21 protein-coding genes, 1 tRNA gene and 1 pseudogene are annotated in these 18,090 nt (G+C 59.4%); 18 read left to right on the top strand and 5 right to left on the bottom strand.

Features of this window, described 5'->3' with window-relative positions:
- Positions 1–54 precede the first annotated feature (54 nt).
- The 3 genes and pseudogenes from ABH912_RS19465 to ABH912_RS19455 all read right to left on the bottom strand — a co-directional run bounded on the left by ABH912_RS19465 (position 55) and on the right by ABH912_RS19455 (position 2,057).
- The gene (locus tag ABH912_RS19465; RefSeq protein ID WP_429511413.1) at positions 55–438 is read right to left on the bottom strand and encodes a DUF6124 family protein; all 384 of its coding nucleotides are present in this window, start codon (positions 436–438) and stop codon (positions 55–57) included.
- Positions 439–765: 327 nt separating this feature from the next.
- Positions 766–1,524, bottom strand: a complete 759-nt coding sequence (locus ABH912_RS19460) for a slipin family protein (RefSeq protein WP_129439535.1) — start codon at positions 1,522–1,524, stop codon at positions 766–768.
- A 2-nt stretch (positions 1,525–1,526) separates the two neighbouring features.
- Positions 1,527–2,057, bottom strand: a pseudogene (locus ABH912_RS19455) (NfeD family protein).
- Positions 2,058–2,255: 198 nt separating this feature from the next.
- Between ABH912_RS19455 and ABH912_RS19450 the strand changes: the two are divergent.
- From ABH912_RS19450 to ABH912_RS19405, 10 genes are all read left to right on the top strand, one after another.
- The gene (locus ABH912_RS19450; protein WP_033058638.1) at positions 2,256–2,717 is read left to right on the top strand and encodes an aminoacyl-tRNA deacylase; all 462 of its coding nucleotides are present in this window, start codon (positions 2,256–2,258) and stop codon (positions 2,715–2,717) included.
- Between the two features lie 139 nt (positions 2,718–2,856).
- Entirely contained in the window at positions 2,857–3,102 is a 246-nt protein-coding gene (locus tag ABH912_RS19445; RefSeq protein ID WP_429511412.1) for a DUF2789 domain-containing protein, read from the top strand.
- 96 nt (positions 3,103–3,198) lie between these two features.
- Positions 3,199–3,390 (top strand): type II toxin-antitoxin system Phd/YefM family antitoxin, encoded by a 192-nt coding sequence (locus ABH912_RS19440; protein WP_033058634.1) that lies wholly within the window; start codon positions 3,199–3,201, stop codon positions 3,388–3,390.
- A 138-nt stretch (positions 3,391–3,528) separates the two neighbouring features.
- Positions 3,529–3,957, top strand: a complete 429-nt coding sequence (locus ABH912_RS19435) for a MarR family winged helix-turn-helix transcriptional regulator (RefSeq protein WP_033058633.1) — start codon at positions 3,529–3,531, stop codon at positions 3,955–3,957.
- On the top strand, positions 3,954–6,026 hold the full coding sequence (locus tag ABH912_RS19430; RefSeq protein WP_429511410.1) for an FUSC family protein: 2,073 nt from the start codon (positions 3,954–3,956) through the stop codon (positions 6,024–6,026). Before ABH912_RS19435 ends, ABH912_RS19430 begins: the two co-directional genes overlap by 4 nt.
- Positions 6,023–6,232 carry a DUF1656 domain-containing protein gene (locus ABH912_RS19425; RefSeq protein ID WP_033058629.1) on the top strand — a complete coding sequence of 70 codons (210 nt, stop codon included), beginning with the start codon at positions 6,023–6,025 and terminating at the stop codon, positions 6,230–6,232. Before ABH912_RS19430 ends, ABH912_RS19425 begins: the two co-directional genes overlap by 4 nt.
- The gene (locus tag ABH912_RS19420; protein WP_429511409.1) at positions 6,229–7,116 is read left to right on the top strand and encodes an efflux RND transporter periplasmic adaptor subunit; all 888 of its coding nucleotides are present in this window, start codon (positions 6,229–6,231) and stop codon (positions 7,114–7,116) included. Before ABH912_RS19425 ends, ABH912_RS19420 begins: the two co-directional genes overlap by 4 nt.
- Positions 7,113–8,561: an efflux transporter outer membrane subunit gene (locus ABH912_RS19415; RefSeq protein WP_033058625.1), complete on the top strand. Its 1,449-nt coding sequence runs from the start codon at positions 7,113–7,115 to the stop codon at positions 8,559–8,561. The genes ABH912_RS19420 and ABH912_RS19415 overlap by 4 nt, the downstream gene beginning before the upstream one ends.
- A gap of 82 nt (positions 8,562–8,643) precedes the next feature.
- Entirely contained in the window at positions 8,644–9,282 is a 639-nt protein-coding gene (locus ABH912_RS19410) for a hypothetical protein (RefSeq protein ID WP_033058623.1), read from the top strand.
- A 238-nt stretch (positions 9,283–9,520) separates the two neighbouring features.
- Positions 9,521–11,026, top strand: a complete 1,506-nt coding sequence (locus ABH912_RS19405; protein WP_429511408.1) for a YdgA family protein — start codon at positions 9,521–9,523, stop codon at positions 11,024–11,026.
- Between the two features lie 119 nt (positions 11,027–11,145).
- Here ABH912_RS19405 and ABH912_RS19400 read toward each other — a convergent pair whose 3' ends face one another.
- Positions 11,146–12,672 carry an FAD-dependent oxidoreductase gene (locus tag ABH912_RS19400; RefSeq protein ID WP_429511407.1) on the bottom strand — a complete coding sequence of 509 codons (1,527 nt, stop codon included), beginning with the start codon at positions 12,670–12,672 and terminating at the stop codon, positions 11,146–11,148.
- Between the two features lie 139 nt (positions 12,673–12,811).
- Here ABH912_RS19400 and ABH912_RS19395 point away from each other — a divergent pair, with 139 nt between their 5' ends.
- The 8 genes from ABH912_RS19395 (at position 12,812) to ABH912_RS19360 (ending at position 17,640) form a co-directional block, all read left to right on the top strand.
- On the top strand, positions 12,812–13,372 hold the full coding sequence (locus ABH912_RS19395) for a YbhB/YbcL family Raf kinase inhibitor-like protein (RefSeq protein ID WP_429511406.1): 561 nt from the start codon (positions 12,812–12,814) through the stop codon (positions 13,370–13,372).
- An 86-nt stretch (positions 13,373–13,458) separates the two neighbouring features.
- Complete coding sequence (locus tag ABH912_RS19390) at positions 13,459–15,171, top strand: vWA domain-containing protein (RefSeq protein ID WP_429511405.1); 1,713 nt, start codon at positions 13,459–13,461, stop codon at positions 15,169–15,171.
- Position 15,172: 1 nt separating this feature from the next.
- Positions 15,173–15,739 (top strand): RNA polymerase sigma factor, encoded by a 567-nt coding sequence (locus ABH912_RS19385; RefSeq protein WP_429511404.1) that lies wholly within the window; start codon positions 15,173–15,175, stop codon positions 15,737–15,739.
- On the top strand, positions 15,736–16,359 hold the full coding sequence (locus ABH912_RS19380; protein ID WP_429511403.1) for a hypothetical protein: 624 nt from the start codon (positions 15,736–15,738) through the stop codon (positions 16,357–16,359). The genes ABH912_RS19385 and ABH912_RS19380 overlap by 4 nt, the downstream gene beginning before the upstream one ends.
- 20 nt (positions 16,360–16,379) lie before the next feature.
- Positions 16,380–16,646, top strand: a complete 267-nt coding sequence (locus ABH912_RS19375) for a hypothetical protein (RefSeq protein WP_231670549.1) — start codon at positions 16,380–16,382, stop codon at positions 16,644–16,646.
- On the top strand, positions 16,643–16,825 hold the full coding sequence (locus ABH912_RS19370) for a hypothetical protein (protein WP_050482829.1): 183 nt from the start codon (positions 16,643–16,645) through the stop codon (positions 16,823–16,825). Before ABH912_RS19375 ends, ABH912_RS19370 begins: the two co-directional genes overlap by 4 nt.
- A 231-nt stretch (positions 16,826–17,056) precedes the next feature.
- A complete protein-coding gene (locus ABH912_RS19365) occupies positions 17,057–17,311 on the top strand; it encodes a type II toxin-antitoxin system HicA family toxin (protein ID WP_046047280.1) in 255 nt (84 codons plus the stop codon).
- Complete coding sequence (locus tag ABH912_RS19360; protein WP_033058605.1) at positions 17,308–17,640, top strand: type II toxin-antitoxin system HicB family antitoxin; 333 nt, start codon at positions 17,308–17,310, stop codon at positions 17,638–17,640. The genes ABH912_RS19365 and ABH912_RS19360 overlap by 4 nt, the downstream gene beginning before the upstream one ends.
- 118 nt (positions 17,641–17,758) lie before the next feature.
- Here ABH912_RS19360 and ABH912_RS19355 read toward each other — a convergent pair.
- Positions 17,759–17,835 (bottom strand) — tRNA-Arg (locus ABH912_RS19355).
- Between the last annotated feature and the right edge of the window lie 255 nt (positions 17,836–18,090).

The raw sequence follows: 18,090 nt of genomic DNA, 5'->3' as shown, positions 1-18,090 counted from the left end.
TAGGAGTGAGCCTGCTCGCGAAAGCGGTGGTCAAATCACCGCAAATGTACCCGGCTAAACCTTGACCCGAGCCTGCATGACCTCCGACTCCTCCCAATGATCCAGCGCTCGCTCTACGAGCAACTGCACGCCATCGGCCATGCGACTGAGCGCCAAGGCTACCGAGCGCCGTGTCCCGTCCACATCGTCCGCCAGATTGGCAGCGATGGCGCTGATGGACAGCAGGTCTTCGGAGGCGTTGGCCAGAAGGGATTCGGTGTTGACATCGGGGGCGACGGTGAAGAGGTTGCCTTTGCGGTGTTTGGGCGGTTTTTCGATGGTTGGGGGGAAGTAGTGGGCGAAGGCGCGGTCGGCGGCTTCTTTGAGTTTTTCGGTTTCGAGTGATTCTTGGGAATCGGTTCCAGAGTTCTCTGGAGGATTCGGAGTAATTTTGTGCATATATAAAAGATCCTAAACAGTAAGTGGGGGCCGTCACCGTTCGCTTGCACGCGAATAGGGTGGCGGCCGTGCGCAGGTGTGCAAGACCGGGACTGTTTAGGACACCCAGCAGATCCGAGGATCTCCTGCGCGCAGCCGCCATAAAGCAATGAGCCATGGCAATTGCGACCTAAACAGTTTCGTCGGACTTGCACGTCCGTGTCACCGATTATTCAGTGACAAAGCCAGACTAGACCCGGGTTTGGACCGGAACAAGTTCACCAACACCACTACAACTTGAAGGAAATCTCCGATGGGATTACCGGACGTTGGTGTCTGTAGGAAAGGTCAGGGCTTGGAGGACAAATCCGCCATCCCCTTGAGCAACTCGATCGGCAGCGGAAAGACAATCGTCGAACTCTTGTCCCCGGCAATCGAACTCAATGTCTGCATGTACCGCAGCTGCATGGCCCCAGGCTGGCGCCCGAGCATTTCGGCGGCCTGCATGAGTTTTTCCGAGGCCTGCAATTCGCCTTCGGCGTGGATCACCTTGGCCCGGCGTTCCCGTTCGGCTTCGGCCTGTTTGGCGATGGCGCGGATCATCGATTCGTTGAGGTCCACGTGCTTGATCTCGACGTTGGCGACCTTGATGCCCCAGGCGTCGGTCTGGGCGTCGAGCACTTGCTGGATGTCGATGTTCAACCGCTCACGCTCGGCCAGCAGTTCATCGAGTTCATGTTTACCGAGCACGGCCCGCAACGTGGTTTGAGCCAATTGGCTGGTGGCCATGAGAAAGTCTTCGACCTGGATGATCGCTTTCTGCGGATCGAGGACGCGGAAATACAGCACCGCGTTGACCTTGACCGAAACGTTGTCGCGGGTGATCACGTCTTGCGGTGGTACGTCGAGGACCACGGTACGCAAGTCGACGCGAACCATTTGCTGTACTACCGGAATCAGCAGGATCAGGCCAGGGCCTTTGACCTGCCAGAAGCGTCCGAGCTGGAAGACCACCCCGCGCTCGTATTCGCGCAGGATGCGGAAGGTCGACCCCGCCAGTGCAATCACCAGTAACAGCAGCGCGGCAAAACCCAGTTGCAGGCCCATGGTTATTCTCCACCCGGCGCCGCGTCAGCCGCGGCCACTTCCAGCAATAATCCCTTGCGTGCCACCACCCGGACCCGTTGCCCGGGTTGCAGCGGCGTGGCGCTGAGCACTTGCCACTTTTCTCCTTGCAGGTGCACCCAACCGTTGTAGGCATTGCCGGCCAGCGACATCACCGGGGTCACGCTACCTACCAGTCCTGCATCGCCACTGACGTTTTCGCGCGGTCGGGTTTTCAGGGCGTGAATCAGCAGGAAAATCAGCAACAGGGCACTGATCAGTCCAAGGCCGATCATCAACGGAACCGGCACCTCGGTGTTGGTCAGAATCACCGCACCGATCACGAACATCACAATGCCGCCCAGACCGATCACGCCGTAATTGGGCAGGGCCGCTTCGGCGACCAGAAACGCGATGCCGAACGTGATCAGCTAGATCCCGATGGGGTTGGGCACCAGCAAGACGACGGTGTCCGCCGCGAACACCGATCCGCTCAAGGCCAACAGCAGCGCAACTGCACAACAACGAGTGTTCACGTGACCCTCCGGGAGAGTCATTGATGGTTCTTTATACAGTCTAGCTGAGCTCTGAATTGTACGAATTTTGATCAGTTGTTGACGTTATTCCGGCGGGCAGATTTCCCGCGCGATGGCGCCAGCGGGCCTAGACTTTTAGTGAAGAGAAAAGCTTTAACCATCGTCCGCGAAACGTTGTTGCGGACTCCGAGGTGCATCATGCGTATGGCAAGAACTGTGCAGGACAGCCTGAACAAGGCTCAATGCGAATTTGACGTCGTCACCCATCCGCACTCGGCCAGCAGCCTTGAAACGGCGCGGGTCGCGGGTATTCCTGCCGAACGGGTGGCCAAATCGGTGATCCTCGACGACCACCACGGCCATTATCTGATGGCTGTGTTGCCAGCGAGCCGTCACCTGGACCTGAGCAAAGTACGCGGCAGTGGCGAATGGCAGATCACCCGGGAAAGCACCCTGGCGCATCTGTTCCAGGACTGCGAACGCGGCGCCGTGCCGGCGTTGGGCGAATCCTATGGCCTGGACATGGTCATCGACCCACTGCTGACCCGGCAAAAAGACATCTACCTGGAGGCTGGTAACCACAACAACCTGGTGCACATGAGCGTGCCGGAATTCCTGAAAATGGTGCCGCATGCTGAAGTGTGTGAGTTGAGTCAGTAGTTTTTCGGCGTCAGTCATGACGCCTTCGCGGGCAAGCCACGCTCCCACAGGGTTCACGCCGTTCTTGTGGGAGCGAGGTTTGCCCGCGATTGACTGCTTAGCAGTCACCCAATCATTTGCCATGAAAAAGGAGCCCGACATGGAATCCCCAACCCACAGCCTCCCCTCCCTGTTCAAACAACTCGGCCTGCCTGATGACGCCGAAAGCATCGACAAATTTATCGCCACCCATTCACCGCTCAAACCCGAATTGCACCTGGCGGATGCGTTCTTCTGGAGCCAGAGCCAAGCGCAGTTTTTGCGCGACGATATTCTGGATGACGCCGATTGGGCTGAGGTGGTGGATCAGTTGGATGTGTTGTTGAGGAAGGGGCGGGGGGTGTAAAAAATCTGAGCGCAAAACCTTGTCACAGCTTTTCTGAAAGGTATTACCTGAGCTGAAGTAGCTTCATGGCGTTGAGTCCGACCATGAGACCGAGTCATGCAACGTGTTTTGGCAGGAAGAGTCATCAGCATCTCTGAGCTCGCGAAAAACGCAGGAGCTACAGTACGCGAAGCGCAAGCCGGACCTATTGCGGTGCTGGAAAACAATAAGATCAAGGCCTATCTGGTTTCGGCAGATCTTTATGAAGCGATGCTGGTACGTCTAGGCGATTTCAACCTGGCGTCCTGATGGATCGTAAAAAGGCTGTCCGTTCGCCTGAGAATTGTTTCAAAACTTGACCAACTTTCCCCTCAAATGCCATATTGATAGTTAGCAAACTAACAGTGTGTGCATTCCCTCGTGCCGAACAACCTCGACGCTCTCCAGATGAACATCAGCAGCTCCATGGTGGTGGCCGCCAGGCATTGGCGGAAGATCTGCCAGACCACGCTGGTCAACTATGGAATCTCCGAAGCCTGCGCCGTTCCGTTGTTGATGATCGGGCGTTTGGGCGAGGGTGTGCGGCAGGTGACGGTGGCGCAGGCGGCCGGGATGGAGAGCCCGTCGCTGGTGCGTCTGCTGGATCAGTTGTGTCATGCCGGCTACGTCTGCCGTACCGAAGACACCCATGACCGGCGCGCCAAATGCCTGAGCCTGACCGAGACCGGCCGTGAGTTGGTGCAGGCCGTCGAAATCGAGCTGGTGCGCTTGCGCCATGAAGTGCTCGAAGGGATCGATCAGAGTGATCTGGAAGCGGCGTTGCGGGTGCTGAGGGCTTTTGAATCGGCCAATCATTTGCCGGTGATCAACCCTTGAGCGGATTTTTTACCGGCATGCCCCCAGCGCGGGACTGGTTCTACGGTGTGCGAACGTTCGCGGCATCGATGATCGCGTTGTACATCGCCATGCTCATGCAAATGCCCCGGCCTTATTGGGCGATGGCCACGGTTTACATCGTTTCCAGTCCGTTTGTCGGCCCTACCAGTTCCAAGGCGCTGTACCGCGCAGTCGGCACCCTTCTCGGTGCCGCCGCCGCGGTTTTTTTCGTGCCGATGTTTGTCCAGAGCCCCTATGTGCTGGTGGTGGTCATTGCGCTGTGGACCGGGATTCTGCTGTTTCTGTCGCTGCACCTGCGCACGGCCAACAGTTACGCGCTGATGCTGGCCGGTTACACCTTGCCGCTGATCGCTCTGCCGGTGGTGGATAACCCCTTTGCGGTGTGGGACATCGCCGAAGCACGGACCGAAGAAATCTTCCTCGGCATCGCCGTGGCCGCGGTGGTTGGCGCCATGTTCTGGCCTCGGCGGCTGGCGCCGGTGTTCAACGACTCGGTGAATAAATGGTTTGCCGATGCCTCGACTTACAGCCTGCGTTTCCTCAGCCGCAACGTGCAGCCGGACGAAGTCAGCGCGCTGCGTTCGTCGATGGTCGCGACCTTCAATACGCTTGAATTGATGATCGGTCAGTTGCCCCACGAAGGCGCACGGCCGCAAACGGTGCGCAACACCAAGGAACTGCGCGGCCGCATGATTCACCTGCTGCCAGTGATCGACGCCCTCGACGACGCGCTCTATGCCCTTGAGCGGCGCACGCCCGAGCTTGTGGATAAGTTCGCGCCGCTGCTGGCCGCGACCACCGAATGGCTCGACCACAAAGACGCCGACCTCGTGCGCTGGCAAGCGCTGAAAGATCAACTCGAAGCGCTGCAACCGTCCGCCGAGGCGCTGGATGATCGCAAGCAGCTGCTGTTTTCGAACGCCCTGTATCGCCTCGGCGAGTGGATCGATGTGTGGCAGGACTGCCGCAGTCTGCAGTACGCCATCCAGTGCGAAAGCCAGGACAGCTGGCGCGCGGTCTATCGGCACTGGCGGCTCGGTCGGCTGTCGCCGTTTCTCGACCGTGGGCTGATGCTCTATTCGGCGGCGTCCACCGTCACCGCCATCATCGTCGCGTCGGTGCTGTGGATTCTGCTCGGCTGGACCGACGGTGGCGCTGCGGTGATTCTGGCGGCGGTGGCGTGCAGCTTTTTCGCCTCGATGGACGACCCGGCGCCGCAGATCTACCGATTCTTTTTCTGGACGGCGATGTCGGTGTTGTTCGCCAGCCTCTATCTGTTTCTGGTCCTGCCCAACCTGCATGACTTCCCGATGCTGGTGCTGGCGTTTGCCGTGCCGTTCATTTGCATCGGCACCCTGACGGTCAAGCCGCAGTTCTATCTGGGCATGCTACTGACCCTCGTCAACACCTCGTCCTTCATCAGTATTCAGGGCGCCTACGACGCGGATTTCCTCAGCTTCGCCAACTCCAACCTAGCCGGTCCCGTGGGCTTGTTGTTCGCCTTCGTCTGGACCCTGATTGCCCGGCCGTTCGGCGCCGATCTGGCGGCCAAGCGTCTGACCCGTTTCAGCTGGCGCGACATCGTCAGCCTGACCGAACCGGCGACGTTGTCTGAGCACCGGCACTTGGGTGTGCAGATGCTCGATCGCCTGATGCAGCATTTGCCGCGCCTGGCCATGACCGGCCAGGACACCGGCATCGCCCTGCGGGAAGTGCGCGTGGCGCTGAACCTGCTGGATTTGCTCGCCTATACACCGCGAGTCCTCGGCGCACCGCAAGTGTTGCTGCACCAGGTGGTGGCCGAGGTTGGTGAGTATTTCAAGGCCTGCCTCAAGGCTGGCGAGCGGTTGCCGGCACCAAGTCCGTTGCTGATGACCCTGGACCGCACCCGCCGTGCTCTCAACACGGAGTGCGATGAAAGTGCGCGTCTGCATTTGCTGCACGCCTTGAGCGGCCTGCGTCTGTCGTTGCTGCCGGGGGTGGAATTCGTCGGCGCCGGCGAGCTCGAAGAACCGCTTCCCCATGGCATCGATGGAGCGCCTTTATGATCGGTGATCTGGATATCAGTGGGGTGTTCCTGCCCACGCTGCTGGTGCTGATGGGCATTACGTACGTGTTGTTCCTGCTGGTGCACGGGTTGCTGACGCGACTGCACTTTTACCGTCTGGTCTGGCACCGGGCATTGTTTAACGTGGCTCTCTACGCTGTGCTGCTCGGCGCCGTGGACTCACTCAGTCGATACCTGATGACATGAAAAAACCTTTTTTAACCATCGGTCGCGTAGTGCTGACCCTGCTGATCGTGACCTTCGCCGTTGTCGTGGTCTGGCGCATGGTGATGTATTACATGTTCGCGCCCTGGACCCGGGACGGCCACATTCGCGCCGACATTGTGCAGATCGCGCCGGACGTGTCCGGGCTGATCCAGCGAGTTGACGTGCGTGACAACCAATTAGTCAAACGTGGCCAGGTGCTGTTCAGCATTGATCAGGACCGTTTCAAACTGGCCCTGCGTCAGGCCAAGGCGGCGGTCGCCGACCGTCAGGAAACCCTGGCGCAGGCGCAACGCGAAGCCAAGCGTAACCGTGGCCTCGGAAATCTGGTGCCGGGTGAGCAACTGGAAGAGAGCCAGTCCCGGGTGGCCCGCGCCGAAGTGGCGTTGATGGAAGCCCAGGTGGCGGTGGACAGCGCCCAGCTCAACCTCGACCGCTCGACCATCCGCAGCCCGGTGGACGGCTACGTCAACGACCGTGCGCCGCGCAACCAGGAATTCGTCACCGCCGGGCGTCCGGTGTTGTCAGTGGTGGACAGCAATTCGTTCCACATCGACGGTTATTTCGAAGAAACCAAACTGGACGGCATTCATGTCGGCCAGAGCGTCGATATTCGGGTGATCGGCGACCGCGCTCGCCTGTGCGGGCATGTGGAAAGCATCGTCGCCGGCATCGAAGACCGCGACCGCAGCAGCGGCAGCAACCTGCTGCCCAACGTCAACCCGGCGTTCAGTTGGGTGCGGCTGGCGCAGCGGATTCCGGTGCGGATTGCATTCGATGACGTGCCGGCGGACTTCCGCATGATCGCCGGGCGTACCGCCACCGTGTCGATCATTGACGATCAAACCCAGGAGCCCGCGAAATGAGCAGGGCTTCGGGTTTGGCTATCGCCGGTTTAGGTCTGTTGCTGTCGGCCTGCCAGGTGGTCGGGCCGGATTATCACGTGCCGGATGAGGCCGCCGTACACCGTGAAGACTTGCAGGGCGACTTGGCGGTGAACGGCAAAAATGTCGTCTCGGCACCCGTGCCCAGCGATTGGTGGCGCTTGTATCAGGACCCGCGCCTCGATCAATTGGTCGAGCAGGCCATGGCCTCCAACACTGATTTACGCGTGGCGGCGGCGAACCTTTCCCGGGCGCGTGCGCAGGTCGATGAAGCTCAAGCGGCAGGTGGCTGGAGCGGCGGGGTAAAGATGGGCGCCCAGCGTTTGCAGGAATCTGGCGAAGCATTCCTGCTGCCGGAGAAAGTGCCGGTGGCCAACGTCGGCGACATTGGCATTACCACCTCGTATCAGTTCGATTTGTTCGGCACGTTGCAGCGCGGCATCGAGGCGGCCAAGGCCAATGCCGATGCGACCCAAGCCGCGGCCGATACCGCGAGAATCACCTTGGTAGCCGATGTGGTCCGGGCCTACACCCAAGTCTGCGCGGCCAACGAAGAGCAGGAAATCGCCCAGCATTCCCTCGACTTGCAAGCCCAGAGCACCACGCTGATCCAGCGTTTGCGTGACGCCGGGCGTGGCGATGAAACCCAGGTCACCCGCTCGCAAACCCAATTCAAATCCCTGCGCGCCGACATGCCGCGTTATGAGGCGGCGCGTCAGGCCGGGTTGTTCCGGTTGTCGATGCTACTGGCCAAACCGCTGGATCAACTGCCGGCCGGCACTGACCGCTGCGCCGAACTGCCAAAGATTGCGCAATTGTTGCCGGTCGGTGACGGTGCGACGTTGCTCAAGCGCCGTCCCGATGTGCGGCAGGCCGAGCGTCGATTGGCTGCCGCGACCGCCGGCATCGGCATCGCCACGGGCGAGTTGTACCCGGACATCAGCATCGGCGCGACCGTGGGTACCGTCGGCATCCTGGAAAACCTCGGCAAACCGGCGACCAATCGCTGGGGCTTCGGGCCGTTGCTCACCTGGACCGTGCCGTCCAACGGCTCCCGGGCGCGAATCCGCGAGGCCGAAGCAACGACCCAAGGCGCGCTGGCACATTTCGATGGCGTAGTGCTTAACGCCATCCGCGAGACCCAAACCGGCCTGGCACAGTACTCCGCGTTGTTACAACGTCGCGACGCACTGGCCGATGCCGAGCAATCGGCGCAACTGGCGGCAGATCAGACCCACCGCTTCTTCCAGGCCGGCCGCGCATCGTTCCTGGCAGACTTGCAAGCGACCCGCACCTACACCGACGTGCGGGCGCAACTGGCTTCCGCCAGCACGCAGGTTGCCATGAGCCAGATCGATTTGTTCCTGGCCTTGGGTGGCGGCTGGGAAAGCGGACGAACGCAAGGCACGAACTCCGGCAAACCCTGAGGCCGTTGCTATGCTTTGACTTGATGAGGTCGCGCGTCGAACTCATCAATCAAGGCTCGCGTTGGTCATGGGGATTCCAATAATGAAAAACCCTTATGCTCCCGGCTTCTGGTGCGCTATAGCGGCATTGGTGTTGCTGTCGGCCACTTATTTCTACGGCATCATGCTGGCCCACCAGATCGACAAAGCGCTGGTGTTCCTCGACAGCGCCGCGGCACTGATTGCCGTGATGGCAATCGTGGTGGTGGCCTGGGCTTCAGTCCAGGGCGCACGCATCAAAAAAAGACAGCTCGAACAAGGCAAGACCCTTGTGCTCATCTGGGACACCAAAGTCGCGCTGCGCCGTGTCGAAACGGTGTTCGATCGGTATTTCTGGGGCAGTTACTGGCAACCGGGGCGTACGTTCCAGGAAGTCATGGGCGAACTCACCGGCACGCCGCTGGAAAAAAGCCTCGAAACCCTGAAAAAACAATGCCAGGCGCTGGACAAGCAAGTGTCCGACGACGGCTGGCACTGGCTCAATAACGCCCGTGAACTCTCCGATGTCGCCACCGCCATGGCCCGCGAACGTTATCAACTGGACTTCTGCGACCCGCGCTCGGAATCCCCAAGCGGCACGGCGGTGATCAATCGCGACTTCGAAGTGCTGGTCTATACGTGGACCGCACGGCTCAAGAGCTTTGATCATCAGCTTGATGAGATTGAGGTTCAGTATTCCTGAATGGATGTCGCCTGCACTGACGCCTTCGCGAGCCTGCTCGCGAAGGCGATTTCATACCCGCCGAAACTCTCAACCCCTGCATACGGTCCATAGACACTCTTTAACCTTTAATCATTGGGTCGCCTGGTGCGCCTGATGCTAATCTCCATCGCTCTTTTAGCGCAGTCGTGACCGCAACCCGTCATGGGTTCAGGGAAGACGACCACACTTCAAACAACGGACATTGATCGGGTCATTCATGAATAAATCAGCAGGCGTGCTTCTTGGAATCGTCATTGCCATCGGTGCAATCAGCGCCGGCGGTGCCTGGTACACCGGCACCAAACTCGAAGGTGTGCTGAACACCTCGATCGCCGACGCCAACAAAGAGCTGCAAGCCGCGCTGGTCGGTTCCAACGGCACGGCGTCGCTGGAGCTGGTATCGCTGGAGCGCCATGTGTTCAGCAGCACCGCGCACTACCGCCTCAAGGGCGAAGGCGAGATGTTCGGTGAAGCTCCGGTGGAGTTGCTGTTCGTCGATCGCATCGAGCACGGTCCGCTGCCGTTTTCGCGCCTGATGTCGTTGAAGTGGCTGCCGGTCCTGGCCACCAGTCACTACGAACTGGAAAGAACGCCGACCACCGAGAAGTGGTTCGTCGCTGCCAAAGACAAATCCCCACTCACGGGTGTGGTCAACATCGGCTACGACAATGCCACCAACGGTACCCTGCAATTGCTGCCGCTGGACGTGGCGCTGGACGACAAGTCCAACCTGAAATTTTCCGGGCTGAACCTCGATGTCGCCGCCAGCGCTCAAGCGCAGAAGGTCAAGGCCGACGGTTACATGGACAGCCTGACCCTGAGCACGGTGGCTGAAGATCAGACGCCGGTGAAGGTCGAACTGAACGGCCTGACCGTGGCCAGCAACCTGACAAAAAGTACCTACGGCTACTACACCGGCGAGAATACCGTCGAGCTGACCGACAGCAAGACCACCTTCGGCGCCAAGCAGTCGGTCTTGGGTTTCAAGAAATTTGAAATGAAGAACCAGACCGAGGAATCCGGTACCAGCGCTTCGGGGCGTGCCGATTACAAGGTGGGTGAGGTGAGCCTGAACGGCAAGGCTGTCGGGTCTGCGCAGATGGCCATGAGCCTGAAGAACCTCGACATCCCGGCAACAATGTCGCTGATGCAGATTTACCAGACCAAACTGCAACCGTACGAGCGGGCCGCCGCTGAGGCTGTCGCTGCGGGTGAACCGGCGCCAGAGCTGGTCCTGACCCCGGCCGAAGAGGCGCAGGTCAAAACCAGCCTGGAGAAACTGCTGGCCGCCGGTCCGCAGGTCGCCCTGGAGAATCTGTCGTTCAACACCCCCAATGGCGAAAGTCGCGCCAACCTGGTGCTTGACCTGACCAAACCACAATCCATGGACTTGCCGCCGGACCAGTTGACTCAACAACTGATCGCGCTGCTGGACGTCAACGTGAAAGTGTCCAAGCCAATGCTCGTTGACCTGCTGAGCGTGCAGTCGCAAATCGAGGGTCAGACCGACGCCAAGCTCATCGCCGATCAGGCCACCGCCACCGCCGACATGTTTGGCAGCATGGCAGTCGGTACGCAGTTGGCAAAACTGGATGACAACAACATCGTCGCCAAACTGCACTACGCCAACAATCAGGTGGAATTCAACGGCCAGAAGATGACCGTCGAAGAGTTTGTCGGGTTTGTCATGAGCAAATTCGGCGGTAACGTCGCCGTCGAGTAAAGCCGAGGCTTACAGACCGACGCCCGGCCTCTGCGCAACGCAGACGCCGGGCGTTTTGCTGTCTGGCTTGTGGCCAGGGAGCTTGCTCCCGCTGGAAGCCGAAGGACTCCCACATCTCGTTAATTCAGGTCCCGAATCAGCCGCCACGCCTCGTCCACCGACAACGGCCGTTTCATCCGTTCGGCGAGCAGCGCTATCGCACGTTCTTCATCGCAAGCCACTGCAGCGACCACCAACCCGTCCTTGCCGAACAGGCCGATAAAGGGAGGGTGGTCAGGATCGCCTTTGAACTCGACCTCATCCCAGGTCGCGGCGTGGCCGAGGTAGTCGTAGTTTTTACCGAAGTGCCAGGTCCAGAAATAGGGCACGTCGAGGTAATGCTCGTCGCCGCCGAGCATGTTCATCGCCGCGATCCGTGCCTGTTGCTGTGCCAGGCGCCAATGTTCGATTCGTTGGGGCTGGCCGTTGAGCGGGAAGGTCGCGATATCGCCGGCGGCCCAAAGCCCATCGGTCACGCGCATCCCGCCGTCGACCTTCAGCGACTGGTCTTTTTCCAGGGGAAGGCCGGTAAATGCGGTTGCCGGGCTGACGCCTATGCCGACCAACACCAGATCCGCGGGTAAACGTTGACCGTTGTCCAGGCGCACCGCTTCGACGTTGGCTGTTCCTTCGATGTGCGTTGCGTTGCCATCCGTATGAAACACCACACCGTTGGCCTCGTGCAGGGCACGAATCGCCTTACCGACGGCGTCGCCAAACTGTTTAGCAAAAGGCACTGCGTGGCGGGCCAGAACGGTGACGTCCAGGCCGTATTGACGCAGGGAGGACGCGGATTCCATCGCAATAAAGCTGTCGCCGATGATCACCGCCCGTTGGCCCGGTTTTGCCGAGTCCAGAATCCGCTGTGCCTGATCCTTTGACCGCAGCACGAACACCTGCGGCAGGTCGGCGCCAGGCAGCGTAAGCGGATTGGGTGTGCCACCGGTGGCGAGCAGGGCAGCGTCGTAGCTCAGCGATTGACCATCAGACAGGCGCAACGTTTTGTTCGCGGCGTCCAGGCTCGTCACTTCAGCGTTTATTCGCTCAATGCGCTGTTCGCGGTAAAAGTTTTCATCACGCAGTGGCGGGACTTCTTCCGGCGGCATCTCCCCGGCAATCACGAATTTGCTCAGTACCGTGCGGTCGTAACCGGCGTCGGTTTCACGGTCGACCAACATTATTCGGCCACCGAAGCCCTTTTCGCGTAACGCCGCCGCGCACGCCGTGCCTGCGGCACCGGCACCGATGATTACAAACGTTCGCGCGTCATCCGCCGGCGGGGTGTGAGCGTCGGACATCGGCTGATCGTCGACCCAGACCTCGTCGTCGCGCACTTCCAGCGGATAGCGCTTGAGGCTGTCCAGGGCCGGTGGTTCGCACAGCGCACCGTCTTCGATCCGATAAACAGCCTTGTGCCACGGGCAGATCAAACGTCCGTCGCTCAGTGCGCCTTCGGCCAGCGGCGCTCCGGCATGGGGGCATTCGCCCTGAAAGGCGCGTAGTTGATCGCCCACCCGCAACAGGACAATTTTCGTGTCTGCGATCTGGACCTCAAGGCCCCGGTTTTCGGACACATCGGCGAAACGGGCGACGCGATGCAGTGCCATGATCACTCTCCAGGCAAGCGTTTCACTTAAGAGTTTGGCGCTTATCTTGAGGTTCAGCCAATTCCCGCTGCCACCGAATGAACGGTCCGGCTATAGTTTGCACGCCGACGACGGCCCCACCCGCACAAGGTGCTCCGGTATGACCCGATTGACCTCTCTGAACCCTTGGCTGGCGGCCGTTGCAGTCGCCCTTTGCGTGCAATTTCCGGCGCAGGCCCAGGAGCGTTTTACCCTGAACATCCCTGGTGTCACCGATGATCGACTGTTCACCTCGGCTGCCGCCAGCGATGCGCCAAATTGTGGTGGGCACAACCAGTCACCGGCCTTGAATTGGAACGCCGGCCCACCGGGAACTCTCAGTTACGCCATCGTCATGCACGATCCTGACGGCCAAAAAGGCCAAGGCGTCGATCACTGGGTGCATTACGGCATCAAAGCCACGACGCATCAGATTGCCGCTGGCGTCGGCGCAAAATCCGCCCTTGAAGGCGTCAGTGGCACCAACAGCAAAGGCACCGCCGGTTATATGGGCCCTTGCCCGCCGGTCGGCGACAGTGCGCACCACTACATCATCCAGCTCTATGCCTTGGACCTGGCGCCGGAGGCTTTGCCCGCCGGCCTGACGCGCGTGCAGCTACTGGAAAAAATCAAAGGCCATGTGCTGAAAAACAGCAGTGTGGTGCGGCGTTATCACCGCTGAAATTTTTTCGGCCGGTTTAACCCGAACCTGAAAAGGGGCTCGTCTCAGAGGATGAATGGATCAACTTCCTCCTGAGGTCAGCCCCCATGTTCCTCCCTCTGCATTTCCTCCGCCCGGCCGCCCAGGGTTTCGCCGCCGGGTTGCTGCTGGCCATTGCCGGTTGTGGCGTTTCATCCACGCCTGATTCCGCCTCGGCTCCGCCACCGGCTCAAGGTGCGCTGCCGGCTGAAGTCATGGTGCGCAGCGAGGCGGTCATGGCAGACACCTCGATGGCCAAGCGCAGCGTGCGTCCGGCACCGATGGCGAGCAATGCGCCGATGCTGGCGGGCGAGGCATCTCCACAGGGATATCGGGATGAGCAACGGGAGCAGTATCAAGCGCTGGCGGATAACCCGATTCACAGCGTGGCCGAAGCGCCCGTCTCGACCTTCAGTGCCGACGTCGACACTGGTGCTTACGCCAACGTCCGCCGCTTGCTCAATCAGGGGCGCCTGCCACCCGAAGGTGCGGTGCGACTGGAGGAGATGGTCAATTACTTCCCCTACGATTACGCATTGCCCACCGATGGCTCGCCCTTCGGCGTGACCACAGAGCTGGCGCCGTCGCCGTGGAACCCGCATACCCGATTGCTGCGCATCGGCATCAAGGCCTCGGACCGCGCGGTCGCGGAACTGGCCCCGGCGAACCTGGTGTTTCTGGTGGACGTGTCCGGCTCGATGGACCGGCGCGAAGGTTTGCCGCTGGTCAAAAGCACCCTGAAATTGCTGGTCGATCAATTGCGCGAACAGGACCGGGTTTCATTGGTCGTCTATGCCGGCGATTCGAGAGTGGTGCTGGAGCCGACGTCCGGACGCGACAAGGCGAAAATTCGTACCGCCATCGATCAGTTAAACGCCGGCGGCTCCACCGCTGGGGCGTCAGGCATCGAACTGGCCTATCAAATGGCGCAGCAGGCGTTTATTCCCAAGGGCATCAACCGCATCCTGCTGGCCACCGACGGTGACTTCAACGTCGGCATCAGCGACTTCGACAGCCTCAAGCAAATGGCTGTGGATAAACGCAAGACCGGCGTTTCCCTGACCACATTGGGTTTTGGTGTGGATAACTACAATGAACACCTGATGGAACAGTTGGCCGATGCGGGCGACGGCAACTATGCCTACATCGACAACCTGCGCGAGGCGCGCAAGGTGCTGGTGGATCAGCTCGGTTCGACCCTTGCGGTCGTGGCGAAGAACGTGAAGCTGCAAGTGGAGTTCAACCCGGCGCAGGTCAGCGAATATCGGCTGTTGGGGTATGAAAATCGTGCGTTGAAGCGTGAGGATTTCAGTAATGACAAGGTCGATGCCGGTGAAATCGGCGCAGGGCATACGGTGACGGCGTTGTACGAAATTGTGCCCAAGGGTGAAAAGGGCTGGTTGGAGCCGTTGCGGTATGGAAAGTCGGAGTCGGTGGCATCCGGTACAAGCGGGGAATTGGCGGTGCTGCGTGTGCGTTATCAGCTGCCGGAAGGTGGGAATAGTCGCTTGATCGAACGACCCATTGCGGGTGCTTTGGAAGTCAAAGCCAGCGACGACCTGCGATTTGCGGCGGCCGTGGCGGCATTTTCCCAGCAGCTCAAGGACGGGCGCTATACCGGCGATTTCAGCCTGAAGGACACCGAGGCTTTGGCTCGCGGAGCGCGGGGCGAGGATCGATTTGGTCTGCGTGCAGAGTTCGTGCAATTGGTGGAGTTGGCGCAAAGTCTGCGAACCACGACTGCATCGAACAGTGAGCCGCTTAAAGGAGGCTACAACTGACATGTCTGCACCTGAACCGAGCGACGAATCGCTGCTGGCCCGTTATCGCACAGGCGACGGGCCGGCGTTCGAGATTCTGTACGCCCGTCATCGCCAAGGGCTCTACCGATTCCTGCTCGGCCTGAGCGGCAAGTCCGAACTGGCCGAAGAGGTTTACCAGGACACCTGGTTGAGCCTGATCCGCAGCACCAGTCAGCCACAAGGCCGGGCGAATTTTCGTACCTGGCTCTACCAGATTGCCCGCAATCGCCTGATCGATCACTGGCGCAAACACGGAATCCACAACCCCTTGCACGACAGCTATGACGAACAGATCCACGCGCTGAGCGATGACACCGCCGATCCCGAACAACTGCTGAGCCTTAGCCGCGACAACCAGCGCCTCGAAGCAGCCCTGCAAAACCTGCCTGCTGACCAGCGCGAAGTGTTCCTGCTGCGCGCCCATGGCGATCTCGACCTGCCGCAGATCGCCACCCTCACCGAAACACCGCTGGAAACCGTCAAAAGCCGCTTGCGCTACGCCCAGCAAAAACTGCGTCGGCTGCTGGCCGAGGAGGTACTGACATGACTGACGCCCGTCCTACGCCAGAAGACGAAGTGTTGAAGCACTATCGTGAACACGCGACCAGCGAACCGCCGGCCCATCTCGACGCGTACCTCCTGGCGGCCGCACACCGTGAAGTCCCTGTGCAGAAGCCGGGTCTGTGGAAACGCTGGGTCCAGGCCTGCCAGAAACCCCGTTGGCAAGTCGCATTTGCCAGCCTCGTCGGTGTCGCCCTGATGCTTGCACTGGTGCAACGCACGGAGGAGCAACCGCCGAGTTACGACTTCACCCCTGCACCTAAGGCGTCTGCTCCGGTCGCCAAAAAAGAAGCACCGTCATCGGTTGCGCGTTCTCTGGCTGCCCCGGCCGGCGCCATGTCCGCGCCAGAGCTTGCGGCCCCAATGGCCGATCTTGCCGCCCCAGCACAGAGCGAATCGATCAGCGTTGAAATGGCTGACGAAGCGAAAGTCAGCAAACGCCCGGCGATAGCGCCGGCAAAGTTTATCGACGATCAATTAAGGGAAGTGATCCGCCTGCAAAAGGCTGGTCAGGCTCAAGCGGCCGCTGACCTGATGGCGACATTGCACAAACGCTTTCCCAAGGAAAATCTCACGGCCAGACTCAAGGATTTGCAGAAAAACTGAGAGGCAGAGCGGTCAGTCATTTGGCATCGACACCCGAAAGCGCGCACTATCGACCCATAGCCGATGCGTTGGAGGTAGCCATGGCGAAAAAAATCGACCGCATCGCCCAAATGCTCAACTGCCCGCAGAAGGGCGAGGAATTACGGCGAGCTGTTACTGAGAGTCGTAAGGAGTTTCTGCTGGCGAAGCAGGCAGAAGAAGCGTTTGAGGAAGATGTCCTTGATGATGAAGAGGTTGAGGACGAAGAGGATGATGAATACGACGAGTTCGATTGGACGACTGAATGAATAACCGCATTAAGCCCGTTTCCGACGATGACACGGGCTCACAGTTTGATCGGTTACAAGCTTCCGCAATTATTGAAGCCATTGCAGCTAGCCGTATCGATCCACGTCCTAATATTGCTGCCGAAACAGTGTTTGCAGAGATTGATGCGCTCATTGATGCAGAGCAAAGCGGCTCGTAGGAAGCGCTACTCTTTCAGATTGCAGATCCCGACGATTGTCTAGTCCTGAAATAGGTTTACACCTGTTTCACCCTAACGCTCGATGCATCGCATCGGGCGTTTGTATTTTAAGGACGAAGCCACTTTCCAGCTGGGAGCATCAATTGGTCGCCATGCGCTTGGGGTGTGGACAGGGCCGATGAGTCAGGATTCACGGTTGCTTTCTTTTGCGCGGTATCATAATTTCATACCATGAATAACAAACAGCTCAGCACCCTGAAAGCAGTATTCTCAAGGCCGACCCCAGCCGCGCTGGAGTGGGCCCGTATCGAATCTTTATTCGGTGCCGCTGGCGCCAAGACCATTGAAGGCAATGGGTCCCGGGTGCGCTTTGAGCTGAACGGTGTGGTTGCCACCTTTCACCGACCACACCCGGACAAAGAAGCAAAGCCCTACCAGGTTCGTGATGCTCGGGCTTTCCTTGAACAAGCAGGAGTCACCCCATGAGCGTAATGAATTACAAAGGCTATGCCGCCCGAATTGAATACAGCGAGGAAGATGGCCTGTTTGTCGGCCATATTGCTGGTATCAGAGATATTGTTGGATTTCATGGCGAGTCAGTACGGGAGCTTCGAGATGCATTTGAAGAGGCCGTCACTGATTATCTGGAGACTTGCGCCAAGCTCGGGCGCACGCCGCAGAAGCCCTATTCTGGCCACCTCAGTCTGCGTTTAGCGCCGGCACTCCACGCAACTGTCGCCGTAAAAGCACAGCTAGCCCACAAGAGTATCAATCAGTGGGTAGCTGAGGTTCTTGATCGTGAGGTGCATGCCTGACCACTGCCATTGCACCTTCCTGAAAAGAAGCCAGAAGGTGTAAACCTTACTCAGGACGAAGCAACACCCACAAAAAAGCCCCAGACCCTAAGATCTGAGGCTTTCTCGTTTCTACGTTTGGTGCACCAGGCGGGATTCGAACCCACGACCACTGCCTTCGGAGGGCAGTACTCTATCCAGCTGAGCTACTGGTGCAATGCGGGCGCCATGATACTCATATGCACTGCGGGCGTCCATGCTGCTGAATCGCCTGCGTTTTTCCAAAGCGTAACCTGCGATTGCTACGTTGATCAGAAAAATTAGGCAAATGCGGCGTTTTCGTTCTTTTTTTCGAACAGGCTATTGTCCTTTACCCCCTTTGATCCTAGGATTCGTTTGAGATTTCAAACGCTCTTGTCTGGGTGCTGAACCGCACGAGTTTCAATCAGTGCGCTATTTATGTGCTTCAGC

It is taken from the genome of Pseudomonas sp. BT76 TE3572 (genome assembly GCF_050435365.1).
GTDB lineage: Bacteria > Pseudomonadota > Gammaproteobacteria > Pseudomonadales > Pseudomonadaceae > Aquipseudomonas > Aquipseudomonas fluorescens_W.
Note: the sequence above shows the minus strand (reverse complement) of the source record. Positions and strands in the feature narration are given on the sequence as shown.

Excerpts from the sequence above, each read along its gene's own strand:
- ABH912_RS19465 (WP_429511413.1), bottom strand. The coding sequence starts at position 438 with ATGCACAAAATTACTCCGAATCCTCCAGAGAACTCTGGAACCGATTCC.
- ABH912_RS19460 (WP_129439535.1), bottom strand. The coding sequence starts at position 1,524 with ATGGGCCTGCAACTGGGTTTTGCCGCGCTGCTGTTACTGGTGATTGCA.
- ABH912_RS19450 (WP_033058638.1), top strand. The coding sequence starts at position 2,256 with ATGCGTATGGCAAGAACTGTGCAGGACAGCCTGAACAAGGCTCAATGC.
- ABH912_RS19445 (WP_429511412.1), top strand. The coding sequence starts at position 2,857 with ATGGAATCCCCAACCCACAGCCTCCCCTCCCTGTTCAAACAACTCGGC.
- ABH912_RS19440 (WP_033058634.1), top strand. The coding sequence starts at position 3,199 with ATGCAACGTGTTTTGGCAGGAAGAGTCATCAGCATCTCTGAGCTCGCG.
- ABH912_RS19435 (WP_033058633.1), top strand. The coding sequence starts at position 3,529 with ATGAACATCAGCAGCTCCATGGTGGTGGCCGCCAGGCATTGGCGGAAG.
- ABH912_RS19425 (WP_033058629.1), top strand. The coding sequence starts at position 6,023 with ATGATCGGTGATCTGGATATCAGTGGGGTGTTCCTGCCCACGCTGCTG.
- ABH912_RS19420 (WP_429511409.1), top strand. The coding sequence starts at position 6,229 with ATGAAAAAACCTTTTTTAACCATCGGTCGCGTAGTGCTGACCCTGCTG.
- ABH912_RS19415 (WP_033058625.1), top strand. The coding sequence starts at position 7,113 with ATGAGCAGGGCTTCGGGTTTGGCTATCGCCGGTTTAGGTCTGTTGCTG.
- ABH912_RS19410 (WP_033058623.1), top strand. The coding sequence starts at position 8,644 with ATGAAAAACCCTTATGCTCCCGGCTTCTGGTGCGCTATAGCGGCATTG.
- ABH912_RS19405 (WP_429511408.1), top strand. The coding sequence starts at position 9,521 with ATGAATAAATCAGCAGGCGTGCTTCTTGGAATCGTCATTGCCATCGGT.
- ABH912_RS19400 (WP_429511407.1), bottom strand. The coding sequence starts at position 12,672 with ATGGCACTGCATCGCGTCGCCCGTTTCGCCGATGTGTCCGAAAACCGG.
- ABH912_RS19395 (WP_429511406.1), top strand. The coding sequence starts at position 12,812 with ATGACCCGATTGACCTCTCTGAACCCTTGGCTGGCGGCCGTTGCAGTC.
- ABH912_RS19390 (WP_429511405.1), top strand. The coding sequence starts at position 13,459 with ATGTTCCTCCCTCTGCATTTCCTCCGCCCGGCCGCCCAGGGTTTCGCC.
- ABH912_RS19385 (WP_429511404.1), top strand. The coding sequence starts at position 15,173 with ATGTCTGCACCTGAACCGAGCGACGAATCGCTGCTGGCCCGTTATCGC.
- ABH912_RS19380 (WP_429511403.1), top strand. The coding sequence starts at position 15,736 with ATGACTGACGCCCGTCCTACGCCAGAAGACGAAGTGTTGAAGCACTAT.
- ABH912_RS19370 (WP_050482829.1), top strand. The coding sequence starts at position 16,643 with ATGAATAACCGCATTAAGCCCGTTTCCGACGATGACACGGGCTCACAG.
- ABH912_RS19365 (WP_046047280.1), top strand. The coding sequence starts at position 17,057 with ATGAATAACAAACAGCTCAGCACCCTGAAAGCAGTATTCTCAAGGCCG.
- ABH912_RS19360 (WP_033058605.1), top strand. The coding sequence starts at position 17,308 with ATGAGCGTAATGAATTACAAAGGCTATGCCGCCCGAATTGAATACAGC.